The organism is Enterobacter sp. kpr-6 (assembly GCF_900116015.1).
Taxonomy (GTDB): domain Bacteria; phylum Pseudomonadota; class Gammaproteobacteria; order Enterobacterales; family Enterobacteriaceae; genus Enterobacter_D.
The window spans coordinates 73,783-100,284 of record NZ_FOYH01000011.1; the positions used below are offsets into that span (position 1 = coordinate 73,783).

A 26,502-nucleotide genomic window follows, 5' to 3' on the forward strand; every position below is an offset into this window, starting at 1 on the left:
ATGAACCAACTGCTTACGCGGCGTTAACACTTCTGCCGCCCGACAATAAATGGAGATGAATATGAGTTACACACTGCCATCCCTGCCTTACGCGTATGACGCATTAGAACCGCATTTCGACAAGCAGACGATGGAAATCCATCACACCAAACATCACCAGACTTACGTGAACAACGCTAACGCAGCGCTGGAAAGCCTGCCAGAGCTGGCAAATCTGCCGGTTGAAGAGCTGATCGCGAAACTGGATCAGGTTCCGGCTGATAAGAAAACCGTTCTGCGTAACAACGCGGGCGGCCACGCTAACCACAGCCTGTTCTGGAAAGGCCTGAAAACCGGCACCACGCTGCAGGGCGATCTGAAAGCCGCTATCGAGCGCGATTTCGGCTCCGTTGAGAAATTCAAAGAAGAGTTCGAGAAAGCTGCTGCTACCCGTTTCGGCTCCGGCTGGGCGTGGCTGGTACTGAAAGATGACAAACTGGCCGTGGTTTCTACCGCGAACCAGGACAGCCCGCTGATGGGCGAAGCGGTTTCTGGCGCATCCGGCTTCCCGATTGTGGGTCTGGACGTGTGGGAACACGCTTACTACCTGAAATACCAGAACAAACGCCCGGATTACATTAAGGCGTTCTGGGAAGTGGTGAACTGGGACGAAGCTGCTGCACGTTTTGCTGCGAAAAAATAAGTCCGTTTTTTACGGTTTCTGATATTAAAGCCCCTTTTCGCGCTGCGGAAAGGGGCTTTTTCTATGCCACCTTAAGCGCACTGACAGCAACATCGCTTTTATGGCAATAATACAAAGAATGTGTGGGGTAATATCACGCTTTCTATTTATTTCGCCTGGGAAAGGCTAATTATTTATGCCTGCTGGTAGTTTGCTTACGCACTCTTTTTTATCTCGGGAAGGGGTGTTTTTATTTTTTATTTAATATTATCAAAGGCTTATTTAATTTTATTTATAGTTCACATGAATGTATTCGACAGGATAAATCAAAATGCACAATATAATAAAATTCTGTATTTGCCATCTTTATGATACTTCCCGCAATTGCTGAATTAAAATAATAAAATTATTGAAACAATATTTCATGGCAATTAGATTGCATGAAGAGCTGAAAATAACAGCCTGTTCATTTGCTTTCTTTTATAAGGATGTAGCCGTGAAAAAATTATTATTACTTTTACTGCCTCTGGCCGTGTCAAACGCACACGCCGTATATGTTGACGTTCGCCATGAATATCTGGATGACAGTCAGGCTAATTACGATCGTGCGTATATTTCTCATCGTTTTGGTAATGGATTTGGCTTTGCAATAGAAGCCATTTCAAAATCGGGCGGCGATGATACCAATAAAGCGTTTAACGATATGGAAGTGCAGGGGAACGAATATACGGTTAGCTATCAATATAAAACCGGTTCGGTCGCCTGGCAGCCAGGATTTGTACTGGAAACCGGCGATGGTTATTCAAACTATAAACCCTATCTGCGCGCCACCTGGACGCTCAATGACGACTGGTGGCTGGGTGCGCGCTATCGTTTTGAATACGTTCGCCGTTCCTCTGATGCGCGTGATGACGACAAAATTAACCGCATGGACGTCTGGGCGGGATATAAATGGAATAACTTCGACTGGACGCTGGAAGGCATTTATAAAAAAGCGGAAAAATATAATCTCTTCGATAACGGAAAAGATAATTACGAATTTAACTTCCGCACCGCCTATTTGATTGATGGCTGGTCACCTTTCGTTGAAGTCGGCAATGTCTCCGTCAGAAATACCACGGATGAACGTCAGACCCGATTCCGTGTTGGCATCGGCTACACCTTCTGATCTCTCCCGCGCGTCTGTTAAAAATCCGGCAGTTAACGTTGTCTGACGGATTTTTCTGCTTACTGCCTGCACAAAAATTATTGTATTTGGCTGCTTTTCCGGCGAGCCTGTGGGCTCTGTGCCGCGAAAGGGAAGAGTGATGCAACATCCGGTTGAAGTGTTTACAGGCAAGGTGCGCGAGTATGCAGGCAGCAGGGCGAGCGCGATTGCCAAATTACAGGTTGATGGCGAACTGACGCTGACGGAGCGCGGGCTGTCAGGGGATGAGCAGGCGGAAAAAGTGATCCACGGTGGGCCGGATCGCGCCTTGTGTCATTATCCCCGCGAGCATTATTCGCAGTGGGCGCGTGAGTTCCCGGAGCAGGCTGCGCTCTTTGTTGCGCCTGCGTTTGGGGAGAATCTGTCAACCGAAGGGCTGACGGAAAAAAACGTTTATATCGGAGATATTTTCCGTTGGGGCGAGGCGCTGATACAGGTGACACAGCCGCGCTCGCCGTGCTTTAAGGTCAACTTTCATTTTGGTATTAGTGACTTGTCGTTGCTGATGCAAAACAGCGGGCGGACAGGCTGGCTGTATCGCGTGATTGCGGCGGGGAAAGTCGCAAGTGACGCACCGCTTGAACTGGTATCGCGCGTCAGTGATGTCAGCGTTTATAACGCCGCCGCGATCGCGTGGCATACGCCGTTTGATGACGAGCAGTATCACCGCCTGCTGTCGGCCGCGGGGCTGTCGGTAAGCTGGACGAGAACGATGCAGAAGCGGCGTTTGAGCGGGAAGATTGAGGATAATTCACGAAGGTTGTGGGGGAAGTAGGGGGCGTTTTGACCCTCACCCCGGCCCTCTCCCTCAGGGAGAGGGGGAAGGGCAAGTCCGTGCTCGATCTGTTCCCTCTCCCTGAGGGAGAGGGTTAGGGTGAGGGTATAAGGAAATCACACCCGCTTACTGTACAGCGGCAGCCAGATCGTCAAACGCAATCCCCCCAGCGGGCTGTCGTCGGCTTTTACCCAGCCGCGATGCTGCTGAATGGCGGTTTCGACAATCGCCAGCCCAAGGCCGGTGCCGCCGGACTCGCGGTCGCGGGCTTCGTCGGTGCGATAGAAGGGACGGAAAATCTGCTCGCGATCTTCCTGACTGACGCCTGGGCCATCGTCGTCAACGTTAATAGTCACGCCCTCTTTATCCACGGCAAAACTTACTTCAATCGTGGTGTGGGAGTAGCGCAGCGCGTTACGCACGATGTTTTCCAGCGCGCTTTCCAGCGCATTGGGGTTGCCATACAGCGGCCATGGGCCCGGCGGGAATTTCACCGTTAACGATTTGCCCATCTGCTCGGCTTCAAATGCCGCGTTATCCAGCACGTCGTCCCACAGATGATTGGCTTTGATCGTCTCGCTCACCAGCGCGTTTTTCTGCTGATTGCGCGACATCACCAGCAGATCGTTGATCATGCTGTCCAGACGCTGCGCTTCCATTTCAATGCGCTCAAGCTCTTTGCTCTCACCGCTGCGACGGCGCAGTAACGCCGTGCCCAGTTGCAGGCGGGTCAGCGGGGTGCGCAGTTCGTGCGAGATATCCGACAGCAGGCGCTGCTGGGAGGTCATCATGCGTTCCAGCGCCGTCACCATCTGGTTAAAACTGGCTCCGGCGGCGAGGAACTCCTGCGGCCCGGCCTCCAGTTCCGGATGCTGACGCAGGTTGCCCTGAGCCACTTCATCCGCTGCGTTTTTCAGCTTACGCGCGGGCTTGGCGAGACTCCACGCCAGCCAGAGCAGCAGCGGCGAGCTGACCAGCATCGTGACAATCAACAACAAAAGCGGGCGGTCAAAAAGCAGGTTAATAAAGTCTGACTGCGAATTGCTGGCCGGACGAATGAGATAGAGTTGATAATTATCTTCGCCATCCCTGATGGTAAAGGGTCCCACCAGTTCTACCCGTCCGTACTTTTTCTTCTGCGGGTGATCGGAGTTATCCGCCTGCCCGATGAAGTTACGGATGATCTGCATCTCGCTGCGTTCTGCGCCAATTACGCGGCCTTCACTGGTCACCAGTAACAGGCGTTGCCCCGGCGGAGCCCATTTGTCGATAGCGCGGAAAAGCCTGCGCCACCACATCAGGTCATTCGGCGGGTCATTGGCGAGTTCCGCTTCGACATGCTGTTCAATCATCACGCCCTGGCGCTGTTCACTGTCGAGTAACTCCGTCATCTGACGGGAATCGAGTTTCGGCACCATCAATACCAGCATCAGCACCAGTGCCAGCGTTAACCAGAAAATAGCAAAGATGCGTGCAGTCAAACTTCCTATCATGAAGCAGAAACCATCAGATAGCCGCGGCCGCGCAAGGTTTTGAACCACGGATGCCCGTCTTTACGCTCCGGCAATTTGCGGCGCAGGTTAGAGATGTGCATATCGATGGCGCGATCGAACGGCGTTAAGCGTTTGCCTAAAACTTCCTGGCTGAGATGCTCACGGGAAACCACCTGGCCAAGATGCTGTGCCAGAAGATAAAGCAGGGTGAATTCCGTGCCGGTCAATTCCAGCGATTGCCCTTCGAAGCTCGCTTCCTGACGGCCCGGGTTCAGGCTTAAGGCGTCCACTTCTAACGTTGGGGAACCGTTGTCGCTGTTCTGTTGCTGCTCACTCCAGTGTGAACGGCGCAGAATCGCGCGGATGCGCGCAACCAGCTCGCGATCATTGAAAGGTTTAGGTAAATAATCGTCTGCACCCAGCTCAAGGCCGAGAACGCGATCGAGTTCGCTGCCGCGTGCGGTCAGCATAATAACGGGTGTCTGGTGTGTCTGGCGCAGCTCTTTAAGGGTGTCGATACCGTTTTTCTTCGGCATCATAACGTCGAGCAAAAGCAGGTCGATGCTATCGTCCAGGAGGTCGAGTGCCTGCTCCCCGTCATGGGCAACGAGCACATTGAAGCCTTCCATGTCGAGCAGCTCCTTTAGAAGGGATGTAAGCTCTCGGTCATCATCAACTAACAGAATTTTATTCATTTTTAATACCTCCGAGGCAGAAATTACGTCATCGAGGCTTGCTAATCCATGACTTTACGTTGTTTTACACCCCCTGACGCTAGTTTGCAGCCTGAATCGTAGACTGACTCTCGTTGAATCGCGACAGAAAAGATTTTGGGAGCAAGTGATGCGCAATGTTACCGCTGCCGTCATGGCCTCAACGCTGGCATTAAGTGTATCAAGCCAGGCGGCTGGAGTCGTAACAGGCGATAACTGGCACCCGACGGAAGGACTTAATCAGCGTAGCAGTCAGAGCCACATGTTTGACGGAATAAGTTTGAATGAACACCAACGTCAGCAGTTGCGCGATCTGATGCAGCAGGCCCGGCATAACCAGCCCCCTGTGAATGTTACCGAAATGGAGACAATGCACCGCCTTGTCACCGCCGAAAATTTTGATGAACGCGCTGTGCGCGCTCAGGCAGAAAAGATGGCACAGGAGCAGGTTATGCGCCAGGTCGAAATGGCCCGGGTGCGTAACCAGATGTACCACCTGTTAACGCCCGAGCAGCAAGCGGTTTTGCACAAGAAACACGATCAGCGAATGGAAGAGTTACGCGATATCGCGCGAACGCAGCAAAGTTCTTCGTTGATGTTATCGAGTAGTAGCAGTACCGGTAGTAACCAGTAATAACCCTGTTTTCCTTGCCATAGACACCATCCCTGTCTTCCCCCACATGATGTGGGGGTTTTTTTTGCCTGTTAATCGCTGATTTCACGCCGTCTGATGCGTCTTTTTCCCACAATAGCTATTTTCTCATCCGTTATACTTGCCCCTGTGTCCAGACAGGAGTGCTCATGAATCAATCTTATGGACGGCTGGTCAGTCGTGCCGCTATCGCTGCCACCGTCATGGCGTCGTCATTACTGGTGATTAAAATCATCGCCTGGTGGTATACCGGCTCGGTCAGTATTCTGGCGGCGCTGGTTGATTCGCTGGTGGACATTGCCGCATCGCTCACTAATCTGCTGGTCGTACGTTATTCACTGCAACCCGCGGACGATGAGCACACGTTCGGGCATGGTAAAGCGGAGTCGCTGGCGGCGCTGGCGCAAAGCATGTTTATCTCCGGTTCGGCGCTGTTTCTGTTTTTGACCGGCTTTCAGCATCTTGCCCGCCCGGAACCGATGACCGCGCCGGGCATTGGCGTGGTGGTGACAGTGATCGCGCTGCTGTGTACTGTGATGCTGGTCACCTTTCAGCGCTGGGTGGTAAGAAAAACGCATAGCCAGGCCGTGCGGGCAGATATGCTTCATTATCAGTCTGATGTTATGATGAACGGCGCTATTCTCATCGCGCTGGGGCTGTCATGGTATGGCTGGCACCGGGCGGATGCGCTCTTTGCGTTAGGGATCGGCGTTTATATTTTGTACAGCGCATTGCGTATGGGCTATGAAGCCGTTCAGTCGTTACTGGACCGCGCCTTACCCGATGCCGAACGTCTGGAAATTTTCGAAATCGTCACTCGCTGGCCTGGCGTCAGCGGCGCGCACGACCTTCGCACGCGGCAGTCAGGGCCGACCCGCTTTATTCAGATTCATTTGGAAATGGATGACAATCTCCCGCTTGTTCAGGCGCATCTGGTGGCTGAGCAGGTTGAGCAGGCGATTTTGCAGCGCTTTCCGGGGTCAGATGTCATCATCCATCAGGATCCCTGTTCGGTAGTACCCCAGGAAAAGGGTACGTCAATCAATGCATTGTGAGCGGTTGTAAAAGGGTGAGTCAGGCCACTTTTTTGTGCATAAATTACCGCCATTTCGCCTGACCTGAATCAATTCAGCAAAGACTTATTGATATACTATTCGCAGCATAGTTGTTCACTCCTCAGGGGAGTCGCTTCGGGCAACAGAATTCATTTTGCATTCCAAAGTTCAGAGGTAGTCATGATTAAGAAAATCGGTGTGTTGACAAGTGGCGGTGATGCGCCGGGCATGAACGCGGCAATCCGTGGCGTGGTCCGTGCGGCATTAACTGAAGGCCTGGAAGTTTGTGGTATTTATGACGGTTATTTAGGTTTGTATGAAGACCGTATGGTGCAGCTCGACCGCTATAGCGTGTCCGATATGATCAACCGTGGCGGCACCTTTTTAGGCTCCGCGCGCTTCCCGGAATTCCGCGAAGAACATATCCGCTCTGTTGCCATTGAGAATATGAAAAAACGCGGTATCGACGCGCTGGTCGTTATCGGCGGCGACGGTTCCTACATGGGTGCCAAGCGCCTGACAGAAATGGGCTTCCCGTGCATCGGCCTGCCAGGCACTATCGATAACGACGTAGCCGGCACCGATTACACCATCGGCTACTTCACCGCACTGCACACCGTTGTTGAAGCGATTGACCGCCTGCGCGACACCTCCTCTTCTCACCAGCGTATCTCCATCGTTGAAGTGATGGGCCGTTACTGCGGCGATCTGACCCTGGCGGCAGCCATTGCGGGCGGCTGTGAGTTTATCGTTCTGCCGGAAGTGGAATTCAGCCGTGAAGACCTGGTGAATGAAATCAAAGCCGGTATCGCGAAAGGTAAAAAACACGCCATTGTGGCGATTACCGAACACATCTGCGATATCGACGAACTGGCGAAATACATCGAAGAAGAAACCGAGCGTGAAACCCGCGCTACCGTCCTCGGCCACATTCAGCGTGGTGGTTCGCCGGTGCCTTACGACCGTATCCTCGCTTCCCGCATGGGTGCCTACGCTATTGAGCTGCTGTTGCAGGGCCACGGCGGTCGTTGCGTCGGTATTCAGAACGAAAAAATGGTGCACCACGACATCATTGACGCTATCGAGAACATGAAGCGTCCGTTCAAAGGCGACTGGCTGGATTGCGCTAAGAAACTGTATTAATTCTTTTACATCCCTCTCCGCGCAGAGAGGGATGCTTTCCTCTTATTCTCCGCTGTTATAGCCAATCTTTTTTTATTCTTTAATCATTGGTTCTCTTTCTGGCAGGCTGACTCCATCACAACACATCAGCCAAAGAGAGTGAGCAATGAACAAATGGGGCGTGGGATTAACTTTACTGCTGGCATCCGGCAGTGTTCTGGCGAAGGATATTCAGTTATTAAACGTGTCTTACGATCCAACGCGTGAGTTGTACGAACAGTACAACAAAGCGTTCAGCGCACACTGGAAGCAGGAAACCGGCGACAACGTAGTGATCCGCCAGTCGCACGGCGGCTCGGGCAAACAGGCCACGTCCGTTATTAACGGTATTGAAGCCGACGTGGTCACTCTCGCGCTGGCTTATGATGTGGATGCGATCGCCCAGCGTGGACGCATCGATAAAAACTGGATCAAACGCCTGCCGGACAACTCCGCGCCGTACACCTCGACCATCGTGTTCCTGGTGCGCAAAGGCAATCCGAAACAAATTCATGACTGGAACGATCTGGTGAAACCGGGCGTTTCGGTGATCACGCCAAACCCGAAAAGCTCCGGCGGTGCGCGCTGGAACTATCTGGCAGCGTGGGGCTACGCCCTGCATCACAACAACGGCGACCAGGCTAAAGCGCAGGACTTCGTGAAGTCGCTGTTCAAAAACGTCGAAGTGCTGGACTCCGGCGCGCGCGGTGCAACCAACACCTTCGTTGAACGGGGTATCGGTGACGTGCTGATCGCGTGGGAAAACGAAGCGCTGCTGGCAACGAACGAACTGGGCAAAGACAAGTTCGAAATCGTGACGCCGAGCGAGTCGATTCTGGCGGAGCCGACCGTTTCTGTGGTCGACAAAGTGGTTGAGAAGAAAGAGACCAAAGCCGTGGCGGAAGCCTATCTGAAGTATCTCTACTCGCCGGAAGGCCAGGAAATCGCGGCGAAAAACTTCTACCGCCCGCGTAACCCGGACGTAGCGAAGAAATACGAAGGCGAGTTCCCGAAACTGAAACTGTTCACCATTGATGAAGAGTTCGGCGGCTGGACCAAAGCGCAGAAAGAGCACTTCTCTAACGGCGGCACCTTCGACCAGATCAGCAAGCGTTAATCCTCTCATTCTGATGCCCGGTACGCCGGGCATTTCCATTTCGTCATCATTATGCGTTAACCTGCCGGTCAGACCGCTGTAAGGGAACGCGCGATGAAAACGCTCAAACGCTTAATTCTTCTGCTGATTATTCTTGTGATTGCTGCCGTTGCAGGCGTCTGGCTGTGGTTGAAATCGGGTAGTCCCGATGCCCTGCGGCAGATTGTCATCGAACAGTGCGTTCCGCGCGCGCAGCAAAACCAGACGCCTGCGCCCTGTGCCGCCGTCGATCTGAAAGGTCGCTACGTGGTGCTTAAAGACCGCAACGGACCGCTGCAATATCTGCTGATGCCGTCGTACAAAATCAACGGCACGGAAAGCCCGCTGCTGCTCGATCCACACACGCCGAATTTCTTCTGGCAGGCGTGGCACGCCCGCCGGTTTATGAGCGAGCGCCGGGGAGCGCCGGTGCCGGACGACGCCGTTGCGCTGACCATCAATTCCCGCACCGGGCGCACACAACATCATTTTCACATCCATATTTCCTGCCTGCGACCAGATGTTCGCGCTACGCTTAATAACAATATCGCTACCATCGGTACGCGCTGGCAGCCTTTACCGGACGGCCTGCGCGGGCATGAATACCTGGCGCGCCGTGTCACGGAAGTGGAACTGGTCAAAAGCAGTCCGTTTTTGATGCTGGCGGAGGAGTTGCCGGATGCGCGTGAGCATATGGGGCGTTATGCGATGGCATTAGTCAAACAGTCAGATGGGAGCTTTGTGCTGCTGGCAACCGCGCGGAATTTACTGGCGTTTAACCGTGCGCACGCTGAGGACATTCAGGATCATCAGTGTGATATCTTAAAATAGCCCCACCAGATTTGGCGTTTACGATCGGTGTCCGTCGCCGTAGACTTGCTGAAAATTTCTACAGGAGACAGGTATGTCGATCTGGTTTACGCACCCGCTGTTCCTTCCTTCGCTGATCGTCGGCGTCACCATCGTGCTGTGGGCGACGTCGCTGTTGCCTGAATTTATTACCGCGCTGCTCTTTTTTACCGCCGCGATGGTGGCAAAAATCGCGCCACCGGATGTGATTTTTGGCGGTTTTGCCTCCTCCGCTTTCTGGCTGGTGTTCAGTGGATTTGTGCTGGGCGTGGCGATCCGCAAAACCGGGCTGGCGGATCGGGCGGCAAGGGCGCTGTCGGCGAGACTCACCGACTCCTGGCTGTTAATGGTGGGCAGCGTGGTGCTGCTCAGTTACGCGCTGGCATTTGTGATGCCGTCGAATATGGGACGCATCGCGCTGTTGATGCCGATAGTGGCGGCGATGGCGGGGCGGGCAGGCATTAACGAAGGCACGCGGGCCTGGTATGGGCTGGCACTGGCGGTGGGTTTCGGCACCTTCCAGTTGTCCGCCACCATTCTGCCTGCCAACGTGCCAAACCTGGTCATGAGCGGGGCAGCGGAAGGCTCGTTTGGTATCCATCTCAATTATCTTCCCTATCTGCTGCTGCACACGCCGGTGCTCGGTATTCTGAAAGGGCTGGTTCTGATTGCGCTGATCTGCTGGCTTTTCCCCGGCAAGCCCCATGCGCCGCGCGAGTTAACGCCCGCAGCACCGATGAGTCGTCAGGAGAAGCGTCTCGCCTGGCTGCTGTCGGTGGTGCTGGTGATGTGGGTGACGGAGAGCTGGCACGGGATTGGCCCGGCGTGGACGGGCCTGGCAGCGGCGTGTGTCACCCTGTTGCCGCGCGTGGGCTTTATTACCGGCGAGGAGTTCTCGACCGGGGTGAACATGCGCACCTGTATTTATGTGGCGGGGATTTTAGGGCTGGCGATCACGGTGACACAAACCGGGATTGGCAGCGCTGTTGGCGACGCGCTGCTGCACATCATGCCGCTGGATCCGGCGAAACCCTTCACCAGTTTCCTCGCCCTGACCGGCATTACAACCGCGCTTAATTTCATCATGACAGCGAACGGCGTTCCGGCGCTGTACACCACACTCGCACAGAGTTTTGCCGATGCCACCGGTTTCCCGCTGCTGTCGGTGATTATGATTCAGGTGCTGGGGTATTCCACGCCGCTGCTGCCGTATCAGGCGTCGCCGATTGTGGTGGCGATGGCGTTAGGGAAGGTGCCTGCGCGTGCGGGAATGCTGCTGTGTATCGCGCTGGCGATTGCGACCTATCTGGTGCTGTTGCCGCTGGATTATGCGTGGTTCAGGGTGCTGGGGGAGTTGTAAGGGAGGTTTCCCCTCACCCTAACCCTCTCCCCGTGGGAGAGGGAATGGTTTCCCCCTCTCCCTTGAGGGAGAGGGACGGGGTGAGGGGATAAAAACTTACGCCTGCTTCGCTGCTTCAGCCGCTTTCACAATCACTGCAAACGCGTCAGCTTTCAGAGATGCACCGCCAACCAGCGCGCCGTCGATGTCCGGCTGAGCGAACAGCTCGGCTGCGTTTTTATCATTCACGGAACCGCCGTACTGGATGATCACTTGCTCAGCCACGTTCGCGTCAGCTTTTGCGATGTGATCGCGAATGAATTTGTGCACCGCCTGAGCCTGAGCCGGGGTCGCTGATTTGCCGGTACCGATAGCCCAGACCGGTTCGTAGGCAATCACTGCGCCTTCAAAAGCGGCTGCGCCCTGAGTTTTCAGGACTGCGTCGATCTGACGTGCGCATACTTCTTCGGTTTTACCCGCTTCGTTTTCTGCTTCGGTTTCACCGATGCACAGAACCGGGATCAGACCCTGCTCTTTCAGCACGGCGAATTTTTTAGCGATCAGCTCATCAGACTCAGCGTGGTAAGTGCGACGCTCAGAGTGACCGATAATGATGTATTTTGCGCCGATGTCTTTCAGCATTTCTGCGGAGGTTTCACCGGTGAATGCGCCAGACAAGTTAACGTCAACGTTCTGCGCGCCGAGGATGATGTGGCTGCCGTCAGCGGCATGTTTAGCCAGATCCAGGTACATTGCCGGAGGCGCGATGGCGACGCCGCAACCGGTCACGCCAGCCAGCTCTTTACGCAGGTTAGCAATCAGCTCATTTACCATGAGACGGTTGCCGTTCAGTTTCCAGTTACCCATCACTAAAGGATGTCGCATTTTCATTCTCCACGCGTTAAGCGAATCAAGGAATATGGCTGCCGGTTACGGCAGCATGGTCTGTGAATCAGTATAGAGATTCGCACTGGTAAAGGCTTTGCTTTTTGTCATTTATTGTTGCCCTCAGACGATTCAGATAGCGTCAGCTTAATCGGTTCAATTGCGAAGGTCAGCCCTTTTTCGCCGTTATCTGCGACAACATAGCGTAACGCACCTTCGCTCTCTGCATACCAGGGTTTACCTTTGCCACGGGCCAGCAGCTTCTGTAATTTCTGCAGGCTTTGCACTTTCGTCAGGGCAGGTGTGAAAGCGCGTAATACCGCCGCCATGTACTCCTGCGCTTTCGCTTTTGCCGCCTTCAGTTCTGGCCCCTGAACGGGCAGCCAGGTGATTTGCATCGATTTTATCTTCAGCGTGCCGCGCTCCAGCGCCGTTGAAGCGTAGAGATTGTCATTAATTTTGCTCGCCGCCCGCGTCAGGTTATTGCGCTCGTTACGTGAATCGATCGCGCGAAACTCATTGAGCGCAAGCCCGGGATTGTCAGCGTTGAACTTCTCCCGGAACTGACTGATAGATTGCTCAAACGTGGGCGCACCTGCCAGCAAATAGGGCGCGGTTGCCGCCAGCGGCACCTCGACGGCCAGTCCCCGCACGCTGATCATCAGCATGGACAGCAACAGCCAGATTCGATAACTCCGTGTCTTCATTGACCTCGTCCTCCGAACAGTTTGTTCACGATTAAAACGATAACTGCCCCCCTTGTCAAAAACCGACATCTCCAGGTTACACTACGCAGCACTACGATTATAAGGAACCTTACATGACCATACAGCAGTGGTTATTTTCATTTAAAGGGCGTATAGGACGCCGTGACTTCTGGATCTGGATTATTTTGTGGGCACTGGCCATGGTGGTGCTTTTTTCCCTGGCGGGCAATGCGCTGGTGGATCTGCAACTGGCGGCCTTCGCTCTGGTTTGCCTGCTCTGGCCGACGGCCTGCGTGGTAGTAAAACGCCTGCACGATCGCGGTCGGTCGGGATTGTGGGCGTTACTGATGATTATGGCGTGGATACTGCTGGCGGGTAACTGGGCGGCGGTGATGGGCGGGGTCTGGGCGTGGGCCCTTGGGCGATTTGTCCCTACAGTAATAATCGTGATGCTCCTGCTCGATCTGGGCGCGTTTATCGGCACCCAGGGCGAGAATAAATTCGGCAAAGACACGCTGGACGTCAAGTTCCGCTAATTACCAGTAATGTTCAGCGGTCATATGGCCCGGTCGGCGACGCAAATGTTTGGTCATCTGCCGGGTATCTTTCAGGAGTTGCTGAGTATCACGCACCATCTGCGGGTTCCCGCACAGCATAACGTGGCTGGTTTCGGGGTTCATCGGCAGGCCAACAGCCTTTTCCAGCTCGCCACTTTCAATGAGCGCCGGGACGCGCCCATGCAGCGATCCGGCCACCGTTTCACGGCTTACCACGGTCTGAATATGCAGTTTGCCTTCGTAGCGCTTTTGCAGCTCCAGCATCAGCGGCAGATAGCTTAAATCTTCGGCATAGCGCGCCGCATGCACCAGCACCAGGTTTTTGAAGCGATCGAGATCGCGCCCTTCCTGCAAAATCGACAGATACGGACCAATAGCGGTACCGGTCGCCAGCATCCACAGCGTCTCACAGTCAGGGATTTCTTCCAGCACGAAAAAGCCCGCCGCTTCGGCCACGATGAGCACCTCGTCACCAGGTTTGAGCGCCGCCAGACGCGGACTGAGTTTTCCTTCCGGTACCGTCACCAGATAAAATTCAAGATTGGGATCGGATGGGGCATTCACATAAGAGTAAGCGCGCTGCACGCGCTCACCGTCAATTTCCAGCCCGAGCTTGGCAAACTGACCAGCAGTGAAGGGGTGAATGGGAGCATGAACGGTGAGACTAAACAACGCATCAGTCCAGAATTCCACCTTTGCGACTTTTCCTGAAACCCACTCCGCCATGATTTACTCCTGTTCTGATTCATTGCCTTATCCTGGTTCGTCGGGCAGAACATTTCCAGCCCAGGCGGGCCGGAAAGCTCAATTGAACAAATGTTTTCAGAGAATGTGACGCTGGACGTCAACGTCTTTGCGATCCAGATAATGGATCGATTTGATGCGACGAATGGTGCGTGATTTACCGCGGATCAGCAGCGTTTCGGTGGTCGCCATGTTGCCCTTGCGGGTGATGCCATCCAGCAGATCGCCTTTGGTGATACCGGTGGCGGAGAAAATCACATTATCGTTGTGCGCCATGTCATCCAGACGCAGCACTTTACCCGCTTCGATGCCCATGGCGGAGCAACGGGCCAGTTCCTGTTCACCAATCCGGCGATTTTCTTCGCTGTCGCCTTTAACATCGTGACGTGCCAGCAGGCGACCCTGCATGTCGCCGTCCAGCGCACGGATCACCGCCGCCGATACCACGCCTTCTGGTGCGCCGCCAATGCCGTATAACACGTCCACTTCGCTGTCCGGCATGCAGGTCAGAATGGACGCGGCTACGTCGCCGTCAGGAATGGCGAAGACGCGCACGCCGAGTTTTTGCATGTCAGCGATGACCGCATCGTGGCGCGGTTTCGCCAGAATGGTCACGGTCAGCTCGCTCAGCGGCTTTTCAAGCGCGGCGGCAACGTTCGTGAGATTTTGTTCAAGCGTGAGGTTAAGATCGATTGCGCCTTTCGCGCCGGGGCCGACGATCAGCTTTTCCATATACATATCGGGCGCGTTGAGGAAGGTGCCTTTGTCGCCGACCGCTAACACCGCCAGCGCGTTGGCCTGGCCCATTGCCGTCATGCGCGTGCCTTCGATGGGATCAACGGCGATGTCCACCGCATCCCCTTTGCCCGTACCGACTTTTTCACCGATGTAGAGCATCGGCGCTTCGTCGATTTCCCCTTCGCCAATGACGATGGTGCCGTCAATGTTGACCTGATTGAGCATGATGCGCATGGCGTGAACCGCCGCACCGTCAGCTGTGTTTTTGTCGCCCCGTCCCAGCCACTTGTAGCCAGCCAGGGCAGCCGCTTCGGTGACGCGTGAAAATTCGATGGCAAGTTCTCGTTTCATTACAAACTCATTAGTCAAAGAAATTGCACAAAGTTTAACACAGAGGGGCGGGAACACCCTCACCCCGGCCCTCTCCCTGAGGGATAGGGAGAAGGGCAGAGCGTCACCCTCACCCCGACCCTCTCCCTGAGGGAGAGGGGGAAGGTCAAGGGCAGAGGAGAGTTCCCTCTCCCGAGGGGAGAGGGTTAGGGTGAGGGGAAAAGCGCTTACTCCTCGTGATCTTCCCACGCCAGCGCGCGTTTCACCGCTTTTTTCCAGCCGCTGTAGCGGTAGTTACGCTCGGTCGTTTCAATCCCCGGACGGAATTCACGCTCAATCACCGCTTTTTCCTGTAGCTCATCCAGATTCTGCCAGAAGCCTACCGCCAGCCCGGCCAGATACGCCGCGCCCAGCGCCGTGACTTCGCGCACTTCCGGGCGCTCAACGCGGGTGCCAAGAATGTCGGACTGGAACTGCATCAGGAAGTTGTTGGCGACCGCGCCGCCGTCCACGCGCAGGGCGTGCAGACGAATGCCGGAGTCTGCCTGCATCGCTTCCAGCACGTCGCGGGTCTGGTAGGCGATCGATTCCAGCGTCGCGCGGATGATGTGGTTAGAGTTCACGCCACGGGTCAGGCCGAAAATTGCGCCGCGTGCATACGGGTCCCAGTAAGGTGCACCGAGGCCGGTAAACGCCGGTACCACGTACACGCCGTTGGTGTCTTTCACTTTGGTCGCGAAATATTCGGAATCGAACGAGTCGCTGATCAGCTTCATCTCATCGCGCAGCCACTGGATTGACGCGCCCGCCATAAATACTGCGCCTTCCAGCGCGTAGTTCACTTCGCCGCGCGGGCCGCAGGCGATGGTGGTCAGCAGGCCGTGCTCAGATTTCACCGCTTTTTCGCCGGTGTTCATCAGCATAAAGCAGCCGGTGCCGTAGGTGTTTTTCGCCATCCCTTCCTTCACGCATAGCTGGCCGAACAGCGCCGCCTGCTGATCCCCGGCAATCCCGGCGATAGGAATACGTGTGCCGCCTTTACCGCCAATGTTGGTCTGACCGTAAACTTCAGAGGATTTACGCACTTCCGGCAGCATGGCGCGCGGGATATCCAGCACTTCCAGCATTTTCTCGTCCCATTGCAGCTCATGGATGTTAAACAGCATGGTACGGGAGGCGTTGGTGTAGTCGGTGACGTGCACGCGGCCCTGGGTCATTTTCCAGATAAGCCAGGTATCGACGGTGCCGAACAGCAGCTCGCCGCGCTTCGCACGTTCACGCGAGCCTTCAACATGGTCGAGGATCCACTTCACTTTGGTGCCGGAAAAGTACGGGTCAACCACAAGACCGGTGGTCTGACGAACATAATCTTCCAGGCCGTCGCGCTTTAACTGCTCACAGATTTCTGCGGTGCGGCGGCACTGCCAGACAATGGCGTTATAAATCGGCTTACCGGTTTCTTTATCCCAGACGATGGCGGTTTCACGCTGGTTGGTGATGCCGATGGCTGCAATCTGATCGGCATTGATGTCCGCTTTCGCCAGCACTTCGACCAGCGTGGAGCTTTGGGTGGCCCAGATTTCCATCGGGTCATGCTCAACCCAGCCTGGCTTCGGATAAATTTGTTCGAATTCGCGTTGCGACACACTGATAATGTTGGCGTCATGGTCCATTACAACGGCGCGAGAGCTGGTGGTACCCTGGTCAATCGCAACGATATATTTTTTTTCAGTCATGATTTTTTTCCTGTAGTCGCATTACAGCGAAGCTTTTTGTTGTGCAGGGGTGGCGGTCGTGTCCTTCTCTTCCACCTCACAGGTATCGCAAGGCAGATGGCGGCCAATCAATTTACGGTAGCCAAACGCACCCAGCGAAGCGCCTACAACCGGGCCCAGCAACGGCACGAGGAAGTAGGGAATGTCCTTGCCGCCGGTAAAGGCGACGTTGCCCCAGCCTGCAAGCCAGGCGAAGGCTTTTGGCCCGATATCACGAGCCGGATTCATGGCGAAGCCCGTCAGCGGTCCCATGGACGCACCAATGACGGCGATCAGCAGACCAATGAGCAGCGGTGCCAGCGGACCACGCGGAATACCGTTGCCGTCATCGCCCAGCGCCATAATGACGCCCATCAGAATAGCGGTAATCACCATTTCAACCGCGAAGGCCTGCACAAAATTGATATGCGGATTCGGATAAGTGGAGAAGATGCCAGCCAGATCCAGGCTTTCAACACTACCACGCACCATATGATGGGTTTGTTCGAAGTCGATGAAAAGATTGTAATAAAGCCCGTAAACAATCGCTGCCGCGCAAAATGCACCGGCAAACTGAGAAGCAATAAACGGAACAACTTTACGCCTGTCGAAGCAGGCAAACAGCCATAACGCAATGGTCACCGCCGGGTTGAGATGCGCACCGGAAACCCCCGCAGTCAGGTAAATGGCCATCGCCACGCCCAGACCCCAGATAATGCTGATTTCCCACTGCCCGAAACTGGCTCCTGCCACTTTCAGCGCTGCGACACATCCTACACCGAAGAAAATCAACAACCCGGTGCCGAGAAATTCGGCGATGCACTGGCCTTTTAAGGTTGATGTTTGACTCATAATCGGATCCTAAAGTTTTTAGTGATTATTGTTAGCGCGGCGGTCGAAGACAACCACGATGTCCTGTAGACATAGTGTTAATTTATCGTTAACGAGCAAAAACGAGAAATATCGAAATCAAATTGTGTGTGCTGTGTCAATAAAATGAGCGTTTTCGCGCTATCGAGCGTGCCATGAACAATGGGGAAGATGAGAGCTGAATCAATTCATTAACGTTTCGATTAACAATTTAGGGGTAGTTTCATCTGATGCACCAGGTATAGACTGAAAAGTGTTGCAAACCGCGATCTGTAAGGGTTGTCGCTGGACAGGCGCGAAGCCGCTCCATACAATCGGGGGATACAGTGCGCGTTGATTTCGGCGTCGCCTTGCAAATCGGAATTCAGGAGAGGTATGACAATGTCATTAGAAGTGTTTGAGAAGCTGGAAGCGAAAGTACAGCAGGCGATTGATACCATCACCCTGTTGCAGATGGAAATCGAAGAGCTGAAAGAAAAGAACAACTCGCTGTCGCAGGAAATTCAGTCTGCACAGCATTCCCGCGAAGATCTGGAGCGTGAAAACCACCAGCTGCGCGAACAGCAGAGCGGCTGGCAGGATCGTCTTCAGGCACTGCTGGGACGTATGGAAGAAGTGTAACTACTTCCCCCTCACCCCGGCCCTCTCCCTCAGGGAGAGGGTGAAAGGCGGGTTCGCGCTCGGTTTGCCCTCTCCCTGGGGAGAGGATGAAAGGTGAGTTTGCGCTTGATCTGTCCCCTCTCCCTGGGGAGAGGGTTAGGGTGAGGGGAAAATGACTACTCGATATCCAGGGCGTCTTCAGAAAGGATAATGCCGGTATTGTCGGCATAAAGATGGTCGCCGGAAAAGAACGTTACCCCACCAAAATTAACGCGGATATCGCTTTCGCCAATGCCTTCACCTGCAGCACCGACCGGAATGGCAGCCAGCGCCTGAATGCCGAGGTCCAGCTCTTCAAGATCGTCCACCTGACGCACCGCGCCATAAACCACAATGCCTTCCCATTCGTTTTGAACGGCAAGACGGCCCAGTTCGGCATCAATTAACGCGCGACGTACAGAACCGCCGCCGTCGATCAGTAACACGCGACCACGGCCATTCTGTTCGAGCAGATCATAGAGCAACCCGTTGTCCTCGAAACATTTCACCGTGATGATTTGTCCGCCAAAAGACGACCGCCCACCAAAGTTGGAAAACAGCGGTTCCACGACGTTGACATCTTCCTGGTAGATGTCACAAAGCTCGGAAGTATCGTATTTCATAGGATTTACGTTCAGTTGCTGCGAGAGTTGTCAGTATATCGCGCATCATGCGTTGTTGGCAAAATCATCAATTGTTAATTGATATTTGTCAGTTAAAACGCCAGCGTGCTTAAGATAATTCCAATGACAAACAACAGGTTAGTTAGCAGCGCACCTTTTACCGTGCGTTCAAGCATCGGTGGCATCGCGGCGGCATCGCTTTCTCGCAGCACATAGCGCGCCTGTTTCGCCAGCAACGGTGCGGCAAGAATGAACAGCCAACCCCATGGGCTATGCAGCGAAATGAGGTTAAATAATGCCAGGCACAGCAGCGCGCCCGCCAGCAGACAGGCATGATAAATACGGGCGTTGCGTGGCCCCAGGCGTACCACCAGCGTGATTTTTCCATTCTCGCGATCGGAATTAATATCGCGCAGGTTATTAATATTAAGCACCGCTGTCGCCAGCAAACCGCAGGCGGTGGCAGGCAGAATAATGGCCGGAACCAGGGTATGCGCCTGCAAGTACCAGCTTCCCATCACGCTCAGCCAGCCGAAAAAGATCAGGACGGAAACATCACCCAGTCCCAGGTAGCCATACGGACGGCGGCCCACGGTGTAGGTGATCGCGGCGAGAATCGACAGCCCGCCCAGCGCAAGGAAGCCAATAAAATCCGCCATCGTCTGATACGCCGCCGTCACCAGCGCCAGACCAGAAATGCAACTGAGGATCACCGTCACCAGCAGCGCCTGCTTCATCTGCGGCTGGGTAATCGCCCCTTTTTGCATCCCGCGAAGCGGCCCGATGCGATCGGGTTTATCGCTGCCTTTCACCGCATCGCCGTAATCATTAGCCAGATTGGAGAGAATTTGCAGCAGCCCGGCGGTGATCAGCGCAAGGATAGCGACCAGCGGATCGAAATGCCCCTGCCACCAGGCAAGCGTTGTGCCGACCACAATGGCGGCAAAGGCGAGAGGAAGCGTCTTCGGGCGCAGGCTTTCCAGCCAGGCCTGCGAGCGGCTCAAAGAGTGCGAGTCAGTCATAATATTTAGCCAATAAAAATGGGGCTATTCAGCCCCATCAACAGTGATGAAAATGCATTAAGCGCGATTATAAGATAAAACGGCTCAAATCTTCATCTGCAACCAACGCATCCAGATGCTTGCTCACATAATCGGCGTCAATAGTAATCGACTGACCGTTCAGATCGCTGGCGTCATAGGAGATATCTTCCATCAGGCGCTCAAGCACGGTGTGCAGGCGGCGCGCACCGATGTTCTCGGTCGATTCATTCACCTGCCATGCGGCTTCGGCGATACGTTTGATGCCGTCATCGGTAAACTCAATATTGACGCCTTCGGTGCCCATCAGCGCTTTGTACTGCACGGTGACTGACGCGTTCGGCTCGGTGAGAATACGCTCGAAGTCTTGTGCGGTCAGCGCCTGCAATTCAACGCGGATCGGCAGACGACCCTGCAATTCCGGGATCAGATCGGACGGGCTGGCCGTCTGGAACGCCCCGGACGCGATAAACAGAATGTGGTCAGTTTTGACCATGCCGTGTTTGGTGGAGACGGTGCAGCCTTCCACCAGTGGCAGCAGGTCACGCTGCACGCCTTCACGCGATACGTCCGGGCCGGAGCTATTGCCGCCGCGCTTACAGATTTTGTCAATCTCATCAATAAACACGATGCCGTGCTGTTCAACGGCATCGATCGCGTCCTGTTTCAGCTCTTCCGGATTGACCAGTTTTGCTGCTTCTTCTTCAATCAGGAGCTTCATTGCATCTTTGATTTTCAGCTTGCGCGGCTTCTGCTTCTGCCCGCCCAGATTCTGGAACATGGACTGCAACTGGCTGGTCATCTCTTCCATGCCCGGAGGAGCCATGATTTCAACGCCCATCGGCGCGGCAGCCAGATCGATTTCGATTTCTTTGTCGTCCAGCTGGCCTTCACGCAGTTTTTTACGGAATGCCTGACGCGCCGCAGAAGGTTCCTGGGTGGTTTCAGCCTGGCCCCAGTTGTTTTTCGCCGGCGGGATCAGCACGTCGAGAATGCGCTCTTCCGCCATCTCTTCGGCGCGGTAGCGGTTTTTGTCGATCGACTGGCTGCGCACCATTTTCACTGCCGCATCGGTCAGATCGCGGATAATAGAATCAACTTCTTTACCTACATAGCCGACTTCGGTGAATTTAGTGGCTTCGACTTTGATGAACGGCGCGTTGGCAAGTTTCGCCAGACGACGGGCGATTTCGGTTTTACCGACACCGGTTGGGCCAATCATCAGAATATTTTTCGGGGTGACTTCATGGCGCAGCTCTTCGTTAAGCTGCATACGACGCCAGCGGTTACGCAAGGCAATCGCCACGGAGCGCTTGGCATTGTCCTGGCCAATGATGTGTTTGTTCAGTTCGCTGACAATTTCGCGTGGGGTCATTTCAGACATGGGAGATCCTTACGCCTTAGAGTTCAATTCTTCGATAGTATGGAAGTGGTTGGTATAAATGCAGATATCGCCTGCAATCCCCAACGCCTTCTCTGCAATTTCGCGCGCGCTAAGCTCAGTATTTTCCAGCAGAGCACGGGCAGCGGCCTGGGCATAAGGGCCGCCGGAACCGATGGCAATCAGGTCGTTTTCCGGCTGTACCACGTCACCATTACCGGTGATGATAAGCGAGGCATTTTCATCGGCGACCGCCAGCAGAGCTTCGAGCTTGCGCAGCATCCGGTCAGTACGCCAGTCTTTTGCCAGCTCAACCGCGGCTTTTACCAGATGACCCTGGTGCATTTCCAGCTTACGTTCAAACAGTTCAAACAGCGTGAACGCATCGGCTGTACCGCCCGCAAAGCCTGCAATGACTTTATCGTTATACAGACGGCGCACTTTTTTCACGTTGCCTTTCATTACGGTATTGCCCAGCGTGGCCTGGCCGTCACCGGCAATCACCACCTGGCCGTTACGGCGTACACTTACGATTGTTGTCACGAGCAGACCCCTTGTTGCATAAACGGATTAGAAGCCCCGCACAGTGTACGGGGCTGAATGCAATTATAGATGGGGGAGAATTTGGGGGTTTCAACCCCCGGAGGCGAGACGAATACAGTTTGAGTGACCCGCCATCTTCAGGCGGTTAAGGGTGCCATCGGCATTGTCTTTGCCTTTGACCGGGCCAATCACCACGCGATTCCAGCCATTATTGGTGGTAATGCGCGAGTCAAATCCTTCGAACGCCAGTTGTGCGCGCACGGTTTCTGCCTGGTCGGTGCCTTTAAACGAACCGCACTGGACCAGCCAGCGACGTTCATCCTTTTTCTCTGCCGTTTGCTTCGGTGCTTCAGGCTCGCGCGTCACCGGTGCGGCCTGTTGCGATTTAGGCGCAGTGGCTGTCGTGTGCGCAGGCGTTTGCAGCAAATCCTGATAAGGCTGCGTCGTTTGCTTCGGCTGCGTCTGACGTGGCGGCGGCGTGGTTTGCACCGTGCGCGGCTGCTCCGTTACACGTGGCTGCGCTTTTGGCTGCTCAACATACGTCTGCTGCTGTTGTTGCTGCTGCAACTGCTGAACCTGCCGCTGGCGTTGCAGAGTCTGCTGACGCTGCTGCGGAGTTTGTTCATTCCACGGCACTTCGCTGAGCTGGGTCGGCTGCTGGCGCATATCCGCCTGCATTTGCTCCAGCAACTGGCGCTGTTCGTTGGTCAGTTGATCCGGGTTCTGCACCTCGCCACCGGCAGACGGTTCAGTCGGCGCACGCACTCCAGGCTGGCGGCTTTCCAGCTCTTTAATATAGCGCCAGCGCTCTTCCGGCTTCGGCGGCAGGCCATTGCCTGCGACTTTTTGACTCTGGAGGGTCGCAGATTCTTCTTTCTTGTGATGCGTAATAAAGTACAGGCCACCAATGAACGCGACCAGTACCGCGGCCGCAATAGCGACCATCGCTGGCGAGACAACAGACGGGCTACGTTGCTTTTTTCGTGATGTGCTCTTTTTTCGCCGCGAAGGAGCCGACTGGCTGCGGCGTACATAATCTCGTTGTGCCACTATCGTTTCGCTGTATTCATTCGTTTGTTAATCCGCCATGTTACTTAAGCGACGGGGCTTTGACCAGAAGCGGCTGTCCGAAAGCCGTTTACTTTAAGTAATGGCCTGTGTCGAGCCGCGGATGATTAACTCGCAGTCCAGCAACCGTGAGCCGCTGCTGACGTTTTGCCCGTGAAGTTGATCGAGCAACAGAAGCATGGCCTCACGACCAATCTCATAGCGAGGTTGCGCCACAGTGGTCAGCGGCGGATCGCAAAACTGGGCGAGCGAAATGTTATCGAAACCAATAATAGAGAGATCGTCCGGGACTTTCAGGCCGCGCCGTTTAGCGCAGGATAATGCGCCGAGCGCCATCACGTCGCTGTGACAGAAGACGGCGGTAGGGGGTTTTGGCAGATCCAGTAACTGCTCCAGCGCCACGCTGCCCGCTTCATAGGTAAAGTTGCCGCGCGCAATATAGTGCGGATCAACGGTAATACCCGAACGGCGCAATGCCTGCACGTAGCCCTGCAAGCGATAGTGGCATAGCGGCATCTCTTCCGGCCCGGCGATGCAGCCGATAAGCTGATGACCCTGCTCCTGCAGATAGTTAACCGCATTAAAGGCCGCGGTCAGGTTATCAATGTGGACGGTGGGCAGTTCCAGCTCCGGCGCAAATTCGTTGGCCATCACCATCGGCGGGAGATTGCGTTGCTCTTCAATGCTGGCGTCAAACGGCAGGCGTGAGCCAAGCAGCAACATGCCGTCAATCTGCTTGGTGATGATCAAATCAATGAAGGTTTTTTCCTGCTGATTCTGATGCGCGCAATCGCCGATCAGCACCAGATAACCCTGCGCGGCGGCGGTTACTTCAATCCCGCGAATAATTTCGCTGAAAAACGGATCGCAAATATCCGGCACAATCACCAGGATGGTTCGCGATTCGTTGCGCTTGACGTTACGCCCCATGGCCTGCGGGTAATAACCCACGTCGATAGCCGCCTGTTCCACCCGATTGCGGGTCGCCTGGGAGACTTTATCCGGGTTCATCAATGCGCGGGACACCGTCGCCGTGGACACATTCGCTCTCTCGGCAACGTCTTTCATGGTCGCGGCAGCAACCTCTTTCTTAACCTTCACCTCTTTCTCCTCGCATACCCGATGCAGGCGCAGCCACATCCTCTGTGTCTGGCATCAGACACATTTTTATCAGATAGTTACCTGGGCGGTTACAGTATTTTCATAAAAAGTGTGACGGATATTAAATTTTACGATCCGCCTCGCAACTCAGCCTTCAATGGGATCGACATCCAGCACCCACTTTACCTTGCGCGCTTCCGGCAGGGTGTTGATCAGCACCAGCGCGCTGCTGATGAGATGTTGCAGGCGCACGCGGGAAGGGTGCTGGAGTAAAAGCTGCCAGCGATAGCGCCCGCCGCGTTTCGGTGCCAGCGCAGGTACAGGTCCCAACAGCCAGGTGTTGTTATCTATCAGCGGGCTGGCCTGGAGCAGATTGCGTAGCTGTTGCAAAAACAGCGGAGCCTGCTGGTTGTTGTGATCTTCAGCGCGAATGATCACATGGCTGGTCCAGGGCGGCAGTTGCAGCGTCTGCCGCTCCGCCAGCGCCTGTTCCGCAAAGGCGTCATAGCCCTTGTGCAGCAGTGTCTGTAATAAAGGATGCTCAGGATGGTGGGTTTGCAGCACCACTTCACCCTGTTTACCCGCGCGCCCGGCACGCCCGGACACCTGGGTATAAAGCTGAGCGAAACGCTCTGCGGCACGAAAATCGGCGGAGAACAGCGCGCCGTCCACGTCCAGCAGCGCCACCAGCGTCACGTCGGGGAAATGGTGGCCTTTCGCCAGCATCTGCGTGCCGATCAGGATCCGCGCACCGCCGCGATGCACTTCCGCAAGATGCTGTTCCAGCGCGCCTTTGCGACTGGTGGTATCGCGATCGATGCGCGAAATGGGCACGTCCGGGAAGAAAGGCGCAAGCGCCTGTTCGAGCTGCTCGGTGCCGAGTCCCACCGGCACCATGTGGGTGGAGCCGCAGGACGGGCACTGGCGCGGCACCGGACGCTGGCTGTCGCAGTGATGACAGCGCAACTGATGCTGGGCCTGATGCAGCGTGTAGTAATGATCGCAGCGCGGGCACTCGGCAATCCAGCCGCAGTCGTGGCACAACAGCGCAGGCGCAAAACCCCGGCGGTTAAGAAACAAAATTACCTGATTATCGGCCTGCAGATGCTGGCGCATCCGGCCAATCAGCGCAGGCGCAAGCCCCGCCTGGATCGGCTGGCCTTTTAAATCGAGCACATGCTGCGTGGCCGGGCGCGCATTACCCGCACGGCGCGTCAGGCGCAGCATACGGTACTTACGCTGGCGCACGTTGTGCAGGGTTTCCAGCGCAGGCGTTGCCGAGCCGAGAATAATCGGGATTTGCTCGCTGTGCGCCCGGTACACCGCTAAATCGCGGGCGTGATAGCGCCAGCCTTCCTGCTGTTTATAAGAGCTGTCGTGCTCCTCGTCGATCACAATCACGCCGAGGTTTTTAAACGGGGTAAATAAGGAAGAACGCGTGCCGATCACGATGGCCGCTTCGCCATTTTTGGCTTTCAGCCAGGCGCTTAACCGCTCGCTGTCGTTCAGGCCGGAATGAAGCACTTCAACCGGCGCATTAAAACGCGCCCGGAAGCGGGAGATGGTCTGCGGCGTCAGGCCAATTTCCGGCACCATCACCAGCGCCTGTTTGCCCTGGGCGAGAATGTTTTCCAGCACGCTTAAATAGACTTCGGTTTTACCGGAGCCGGTAACGCCCGCCAGCAGCCACGCCGAAAAAGAATCCGACTCACTGTGGATCGCACCGACCGCCGTGGCCTGTTCGGTATTAAGGCGCAGACGCTCACCGGGCACGGCATAGTTTTCACGCCAGTCGGTCAGCGCGGGCGCTTCGCTGTTGAGATCGCACAGGCCTTTCGTGCGCAGCGCCTGGAGTGCCGCATCGTTAAAATCGAGTTCGGCGACCTGATGCCGCCAGATTTTCCCGCCACGCAGGGCGGCGAGCGCCTGCTGCTGCTTTGGCGAGCGCTTCAGACTGTTGATGTCCACCGCCAGACCCTGCTCGGTGGCAAACCAGAACCACAGCGGAGCGGTCGTAGCGGGTTTACCCTGGCGCAGCAATACGGGCAGCGCGTGAAACAGTACATCGCCAATAGGGTGGTGATAATACTCCGCTGCCCACAGCAGCAAGCGCCAGACGGAAGGGGAATACACAGATTCGCTGTCCAGCGCCTCTATCACATCTTTCAGTTCTTCCAGCGGCAGTTCGCTTTTATCGCTGACGGAGACCACGATGCCGACCCGCTCCTGTTTACCAAACGGCACGCGCACGCGACAGCCCGCCTGCACCGCGATGCCTTCAGGCAACCGGTAGTCAAACGTGCGGGGAAGCGGAACGGGCAGGGCTACGTGAGCGACGGGCATCGAATCATCCTGACTTGAAAACTGGCGGGTTAGTATACACATTGTTAGAGAAGGCGAGCGGATCAGTTTGCATGTGCTGGTTAATTTCTGTATGATTCGCCGCCTTTGATGTGTTTTGTCGCGTCAAAGAGCACACAAT

The 26,502-nt window shown here is 55.2% G+C and carries 26 protein-coding genes; 11 read left to right on the forward strand and 15 right to left on the reverse strand.

The annotated features are described in order from the left end of the window. Positions 1-61 precede the first annotated feature (61 nt). From sodA to yiiM, 3 genes are all read left to right on the forward strand, one after another. On the forward strand, positions 62-682 hold the full coding sequence (gene sodA / locus BM373_RS19410; RefSeq protein WP_090465247.1) for a superoxide dismutase [Mn]: 621 nt from the start codon (positions 62-64) through the stop codon (positions 680-682). Between the two features lie 475 nt (positions 683-1,157). Next, entirely contained in the window at positions 1,158-1,829 is a 672-nt protein-coding gene (locus BM373_RS19415; protein ID WP_256214700.1) for an oligogalacturonate-specific porin KdgM family protein, read from the forward strand. A 139-nt stretch (positions 1,830-1,968) separates the two neighbouring features. Then, positions 1,969-2,643 (forward strand): 6-hydroxyaminopurine reductase, encoded by a 675-nt coding sequence (gene yiiM, locus BM373_RS19420; protein ID WP_090465253.1) that lies wholly within the window; start codon positions 1,969-1,971, stop codon positions 2,641-2,643. Between the two features lie 116 nt (positions 2,644-2,759). On the opposite strand, the gene cpxA is transcribed toward yiiM, so the two are convergent. Beyond that, complete coding sequence (gene cpxA / locus BM373_RS19425) at positions 2,760-4,136, reverse strand: envelope stress sensor histidine kinase CpxA (protein ID WP_090465256.1); 1,377 nt, start codon at positions 4,134-4,136, stop codon at positions 2,760-2,762. Continuing rightward, positions 4,133-4,831 (reverse strand): envelope stress response regulator transcription factor CpxR, encoded by a 699-nt coding sequence (gene cpxR, locus BM373_RS19430; RefSeq protein WP_090465258.1) that lies wholly within the window; start codon positions 4,829-4,831, stop codon positions 4,133-4,135. Before cpxR ends, cpxA begins: the two co-directional genes overlap by 4 nt. Before the next feature lie 148 nt (positions 4,832-4,979). Here cpxR and cpxP point away from each other — a divergent pair, with 148 nt between their 5' ends. The 6 genes from cpxP (at position 4,980) to BM373_RS19460 (ending at position 11,061) form a co-directional block, all read left to right on the forward strand. After that, positions 4,980-5,483: a cell-envelope stress modulator CpxP gene (gene cpxP, locus BM373_RS19435; RefSeq protein ID WP_090465261.1), complete on the forward strand. Its 504-nt coding sequence runs from the start codon at positions 4,980-4,982 to the stop codon at positions 5,481-5,483. A 167-nt stretch (positions 5,484-5,650) separates the two neighbouring features. After that, entirely contained in the window at positions 5,651-6,556 is a 906-nt protein-coding gene (fieF, locus tag BM373_RS19440; RefSeq protein WP_090465265.1) for a CDF family cation-efflux transporter FieF, read from the forward strand. Between the two features lie 180 nt (positions 6,557-6,736). Then, a complete protein-coding gene (gene pfkA / locus BM373_RS19445; protein ID WP_090465268.1) occupies positions 6,737-7,699 on the forward strand; it encodes a 6-phosphofructokinase in 963 nt (320 codons plus the stop codon). A gap of 145 nt (positions 7,700-7,844) precedes the next feature. After that, a complete protein-coding gene (locus tag BM373_RS19450; RefSeq protein WP_090465272.1) occupies positions 7,845-8,834 on the forward strand; it encodes a sulfate ABC transporter substrate-binding protein in 990 nt (329 codons plus the stop codon). Between the two features lie 93 nt (positions 8,835-8,927). After that, on the forward strand, positions 8,928-9,683 hold the full coding sequence (locus BM373_RS19455) for a CDP-diacylglycerol diphosphatase (RefSeq protein ID WP_090465274.1): 756 nt from the start codon (positions 8,928-8,930) through the stop codon (positions 9,681-9,683). Between the two features lie 73 nt (positions 9,684-9,756). Then, complete coding sequence (locus BM373_RS19460; protein WP_090465277.1) at positions 9,757-11,061, forward strand: SLC13 family permease; 1,305 nt, start codon at positions 9,757-9,759, stop codon at positions 11,059-11,061. Between the two features lie 96 nt (positions 11,062-11,157). Here the strand turns inward: BM373_RS19460 and tpiA are convergent, their stop codons facing one another. Both tpiA and BM373_RS19470 read right to left on the reverse strand, forming a co-directional pair. Then, positions 11,158-11,925, reverse strand: coding sequence for a triose-phosphate isomerase (gene tpiA / locus BM373_RS19465; protein ID WP_090465280.1), 768 nt, complete (start codon positions 11,923-11,925; stop codon positions 11,158-11,160). 107 nt (positions 11,926-12,032) lie between these two features. Next, positions 12,033-12,632, reverse strand: a complete 600-nt coding sequence (locus BM373_RS19470) for a DUF1454 family protein (protein WP_090465282.1) — start codon at positions 12,630-12,632, stop codon at positions 12,033-12,035. A gap of 113 nt (positions 12,633-12,745) precedes the next feature. On the opposite strand from BM373_RS19470, the gene BM373_RS19475 reads away from it, so the two are divergent. Continuing rightward, positions 12,746-13,168 carry a DUF805 domain-containing protein gene (locus BM373_RS19475; protein WP_090465284.1) on the forward strand — a complete coding sequence of 141 codons (423 nt, stop codon included), beginning with the start codon at positions 12,746-12,748 and terminating at the stop codon, positions 13,166-13,168. Here the strand turns inward: BM373_RS19475 and fpr are convergent, their stop codons facing one another. The 4 genes from fpr to BM373_RS19495 all read right to left on the reverse strand — a co-directional run bounded on the left by fpr (position 13,169) and on the right by BM373_RS19495 (position 17,607). Continuing rightward, positions 13,169-13,915, reverse strand: coding sequence for a ferredoxin--NADP(+) reductase (gene fpr / locus BM373_RS19480; protein WP_090465286.1), 747 nt, complete (start codon positions 13,913-13,915; stop codon positions 13,169-13,171). It abuts the gene before it with no gap. A 96-nt stretch (positions 13,916-14,011) separates the two neighbouring features. Further along, positions 14,012-15,022: a class II fructose-bisphosphatase gene (gene glpX / locus BM373_RS19485; protein ID WP_090465289.1), complete on the reverse strand. Its 1,011-nt coding sequence runs from the start codon at positions 15,020-15,022 to the stop codon at positions 14,012-14,014. Between the two features lie 206 nt (positions 15,023-15,228). Beyond that, positions 15,229-16,737 carry a glycerol kinase GlpK gene (gene glpK / locus BM373_RS19490; protein ID WP_090465292.1) on the reverse strand — a complete coding sequence of 503 codons (1,509 nt, stop codon included), beginning with the start codon at positions 16,735-16,737 and terminating at the stop codon, positions 15,229-15,231. A gap of 21 nt (positions 16,738-16,758) precedes the next feature. Beyond that, positions 16,759-17,607, reverse strand: a complete 849-nt coding sequence (locus BM373_RS19495) for an MIP/aquaporin family protein (protein ID WP_090465294.1) — start codon at positions 17,605-17,607, stop codon at positions 16,759-16,761. Positions 17,608-18,000: 393 nt separating this feature from the next. Here BM373_RS19495 and zapB point away from each other — a divergent pair, with 393 nt between their 5' ends. After that, complete coding sequence (zapB, locus tag BM373_RS19500) at positions 18,001-18,246, forward strand: septal ring assembly protein ZapB (protein WP_090465297.1); 246 nt, start codon at positions 18,001-18,003, stop codon at positions 18,244-18,246. 155 nt (positions 18,247-18,401) lie between these two features. Here the strand turns inward: zapB and rraA are convergent, their stop codons facing one another. The 7 genes from rraA to priA all read right to left on the reverse strand — a co-directional run bounded on the left by rraA (position 18,402) and on the right by priA (position 26,363). Beyond that, entirely contained in the window at positions 18,402-18,887 is a 486-nt protein-coding gene (gene rraA / locus BM373_RS19505; protein ID WP_090465300.1) for a ribonuclease E activity regulator RraA, read from the reverse strand. 92 nt (positions 18,888-18,979) lie between these two features. Next, on the reverse strand, positions 18,980-19,909 hold the full coding sequence (gene menA, locus BM373_RS19510; RefSeq protein ID WP_090465303.1) for a 1,4-dihydroxy-2-naphthoate polyprenyltransferase: 930 nt from the start codon (positions 19,907-19,909) through the stop codon (positions 18,980-18,982). 67 nt (positions 19,910-19,976) lie between these two features. Then, entirely contained in the window at positions 19,977-21,311 is a 1,335-nt protein-coding gene (gene hslU, locus BM373_RS19515; RefSeq protein ID WP_090465306.1) for an HslU--HslV peptidase ATPase subunit, read from the reverse strand. Between the two features lie 9 nt (positions 21,312-21,320). Then, positions 21,321-21,851, reverse strand: coding sequence for an ATP-dependent protease subunit HslV (gene hslV / locus BM373_RS19520; RefSeq protein ID WP_090465309.1), 531 nt, complete (start codon positions 21,849-21,851; stop codon positions 21,321-21,323). A 90-nt stretch (positions 21,852-21,941) separates the two neighbouring features. Beyond that, positions 21,942-22,901, reverse strand: a complete 960-nt coding sequence (ftsN, locus tag BM373_RS19525) for a cell division protein FtsN (RefSeq protein ID WP_090465312.1) — start codon at positions 22,899-22,901, stop codon at positions 21,942-21,944. A 93-nt stretch (positions 22,902-22,994) separates the two neighbouring features. Continuing rightward, positions 22,995-24,020, reverse strand: a complete 1,026-nt coding sequence (gene cytR / locus BM373_RS19530; protein WP_090465396.1) for a DNA-binding transcriptional regulator CytR — start codon at positions 24,018-24,020, stop codon at positions 22,995-22,997. 147 nt (positions 24,021-24,167) lie between these two features. After that, positions 24,168-26,363 carry a primosomal protein N' gene (gene priA / locus BM373_RS19535; RefSeq protein WP_090465314.1) on the reverse strand — a complete coding sequence of 732 codons (2,196 nt, stop codon included), beginning with the start codon at positions 26,361-26,363 and terminating at the stop codon, positions 24,168-24,170. Positions 26,364-26,502: the final 139 nt, after the last annotated feature.

Bases quoted from the DNA above. Each gene is read 5' to 3' on its own strand.
- BM373_RS19455 (WP_090465274.1), top strand. From the start codon at position 8,928: ATGAAAACGCTCAAACGCTTAATTCTTCTGCTGATTATTCTTGTGATT.
- fieF (WP_090465265.1), top strand. From the start codon at position 5,651: ATGAATCAATCTTATGGACGGCTGGTCAGTCGTGCCGCTATCGCTGCC.
- cpxA (WP_090465256.1), bottom strand. From the start codon at position 4,136: ATGATAGGAAGTTTGACTGCACGCATCTTTGCTATTTTCTGGTTAACG.
- pfkA (WP_090465268.1), top strand. From the start codon at position 6,737: ATGATTAAGAAAATCGGTGTGTTGACAAGTGGCGGTGATGCGCCGGGC.
- fpr (WP_090465286.1), bottom strand. From the start codon at position 13,915: ATGGCGGAGTGGGTTTCAGGAAAAGTCGCAAAGGTGGAATTCTGGACT.
- zapB (WP_090465297.1), top strand. From the start codon at position 18,001: ATGACAATGTCATTAGAAGTGTTTGAGAAGCTGGAAGCGAAAGTACAG.
- hslU (WP_090465306.1), bottom strand. From the start codon at position 21,311: ATGTCTGAAATGACCCCACGCGAAATTGTCAGCGAACTGAACAAACAC.
- BM373_RS19475 (WP_090465284.1), top strand. From the start codon at position 12,746: ATGACCATACAGCAGTGGTTATTTTCATTTAAAGGGCGTATAGGACGC.
- BM373_RS19495 (WP_090465294.1), bottom strand. From the start codon at position 17,607: ATGAGTCAAACATCAACCTTAAAAGGCCAGTGCATCGCCGAATTTCTC.
- tpiA (WP_090465280.1), bottom strand. From the start codon at position 11,925: ATGCGACATCCTTTAGTGATGGGTAACTGGAAACTGAACGGCAACCGT.
- glpK (WP_090465292.1), bottom strand. From the start codon at position 16,737: ATGACTGAAAAAAAATATATCGTTGCGATTGACCAGGGTACCACCAGC.
- BM373_RS19470 (WP_090465282.1), bottom strand. From the start codon at position 12,632: ATGAAGACACGGAGTTATCGAATCTGGCTGTTGCTGTCCATGCTGATG.
- sodA (WP_090465247.1), top strand. From the start codon at position 62: ATGAGTTACACACTGCCATCCCTGCCTTACGCGTATGACGCATTAGAA.
- BM373_RS19460 (WP_090465277.1), top strand. From the start codon at position 9,757: ATGTCGATCTGGTTTACGCACCCGCTGTTCCTTCCTTCGCTGATCGTC.
- yiiM (WP_090465253.1), top strand. From the start codon at position 1,969: ATGCAACATCCGGTTGAAGTGTTTACAGGCAAGGTGCGCGAGTATGCA.
- glpX (WP_090465289.1), bottom strand. From the start codon at position 15,022: ATGAAACGAGAACTTGCCATCGAATTTTCACGCGTCACCGAAGCGGCT.
- BM373_RS19450 (WP_090465272.1), top strand. From the start codon at position 7,845: ATGAACAAATGGGGCGTGGGATTAACTTTACTGCTGGCATCCGGCAGT.
- menA (WP_090465303.1), bottom strand. From the start codon at position 19,909: ATGACTGACTCGCACTCTTTGAGCCGCTCGCAGGCCTGGCTGGAAAGC.
- cpxP (WP_090465261.1), top strand. From the start codon at position 4,980: ATGCGCAATGTTACCGCTGCCGTCATGGCCTCAACGCTGGCATTAAGT.
- cpxR (WP_090465258.1), bottom strand. From the start codon at position 4,831: ATGAATAAAATTCTGTTAGTTGATGATGACCGAGAGCTTACATCCCTT.
- rraA (WP_090465300.1), bottom strand. From the start codon at position 18,887: ATGAAATACGATACTTCCGAGCTTTGTGACATCTACCAGGAAGATGTC.
- priA (WP_090465314.1), bottom strand. From the start codon at position 26,363: ATGCCCGTCGCTCACGTAGCCCTGCCCGTTCCGCTTCCCCGCACGTTT.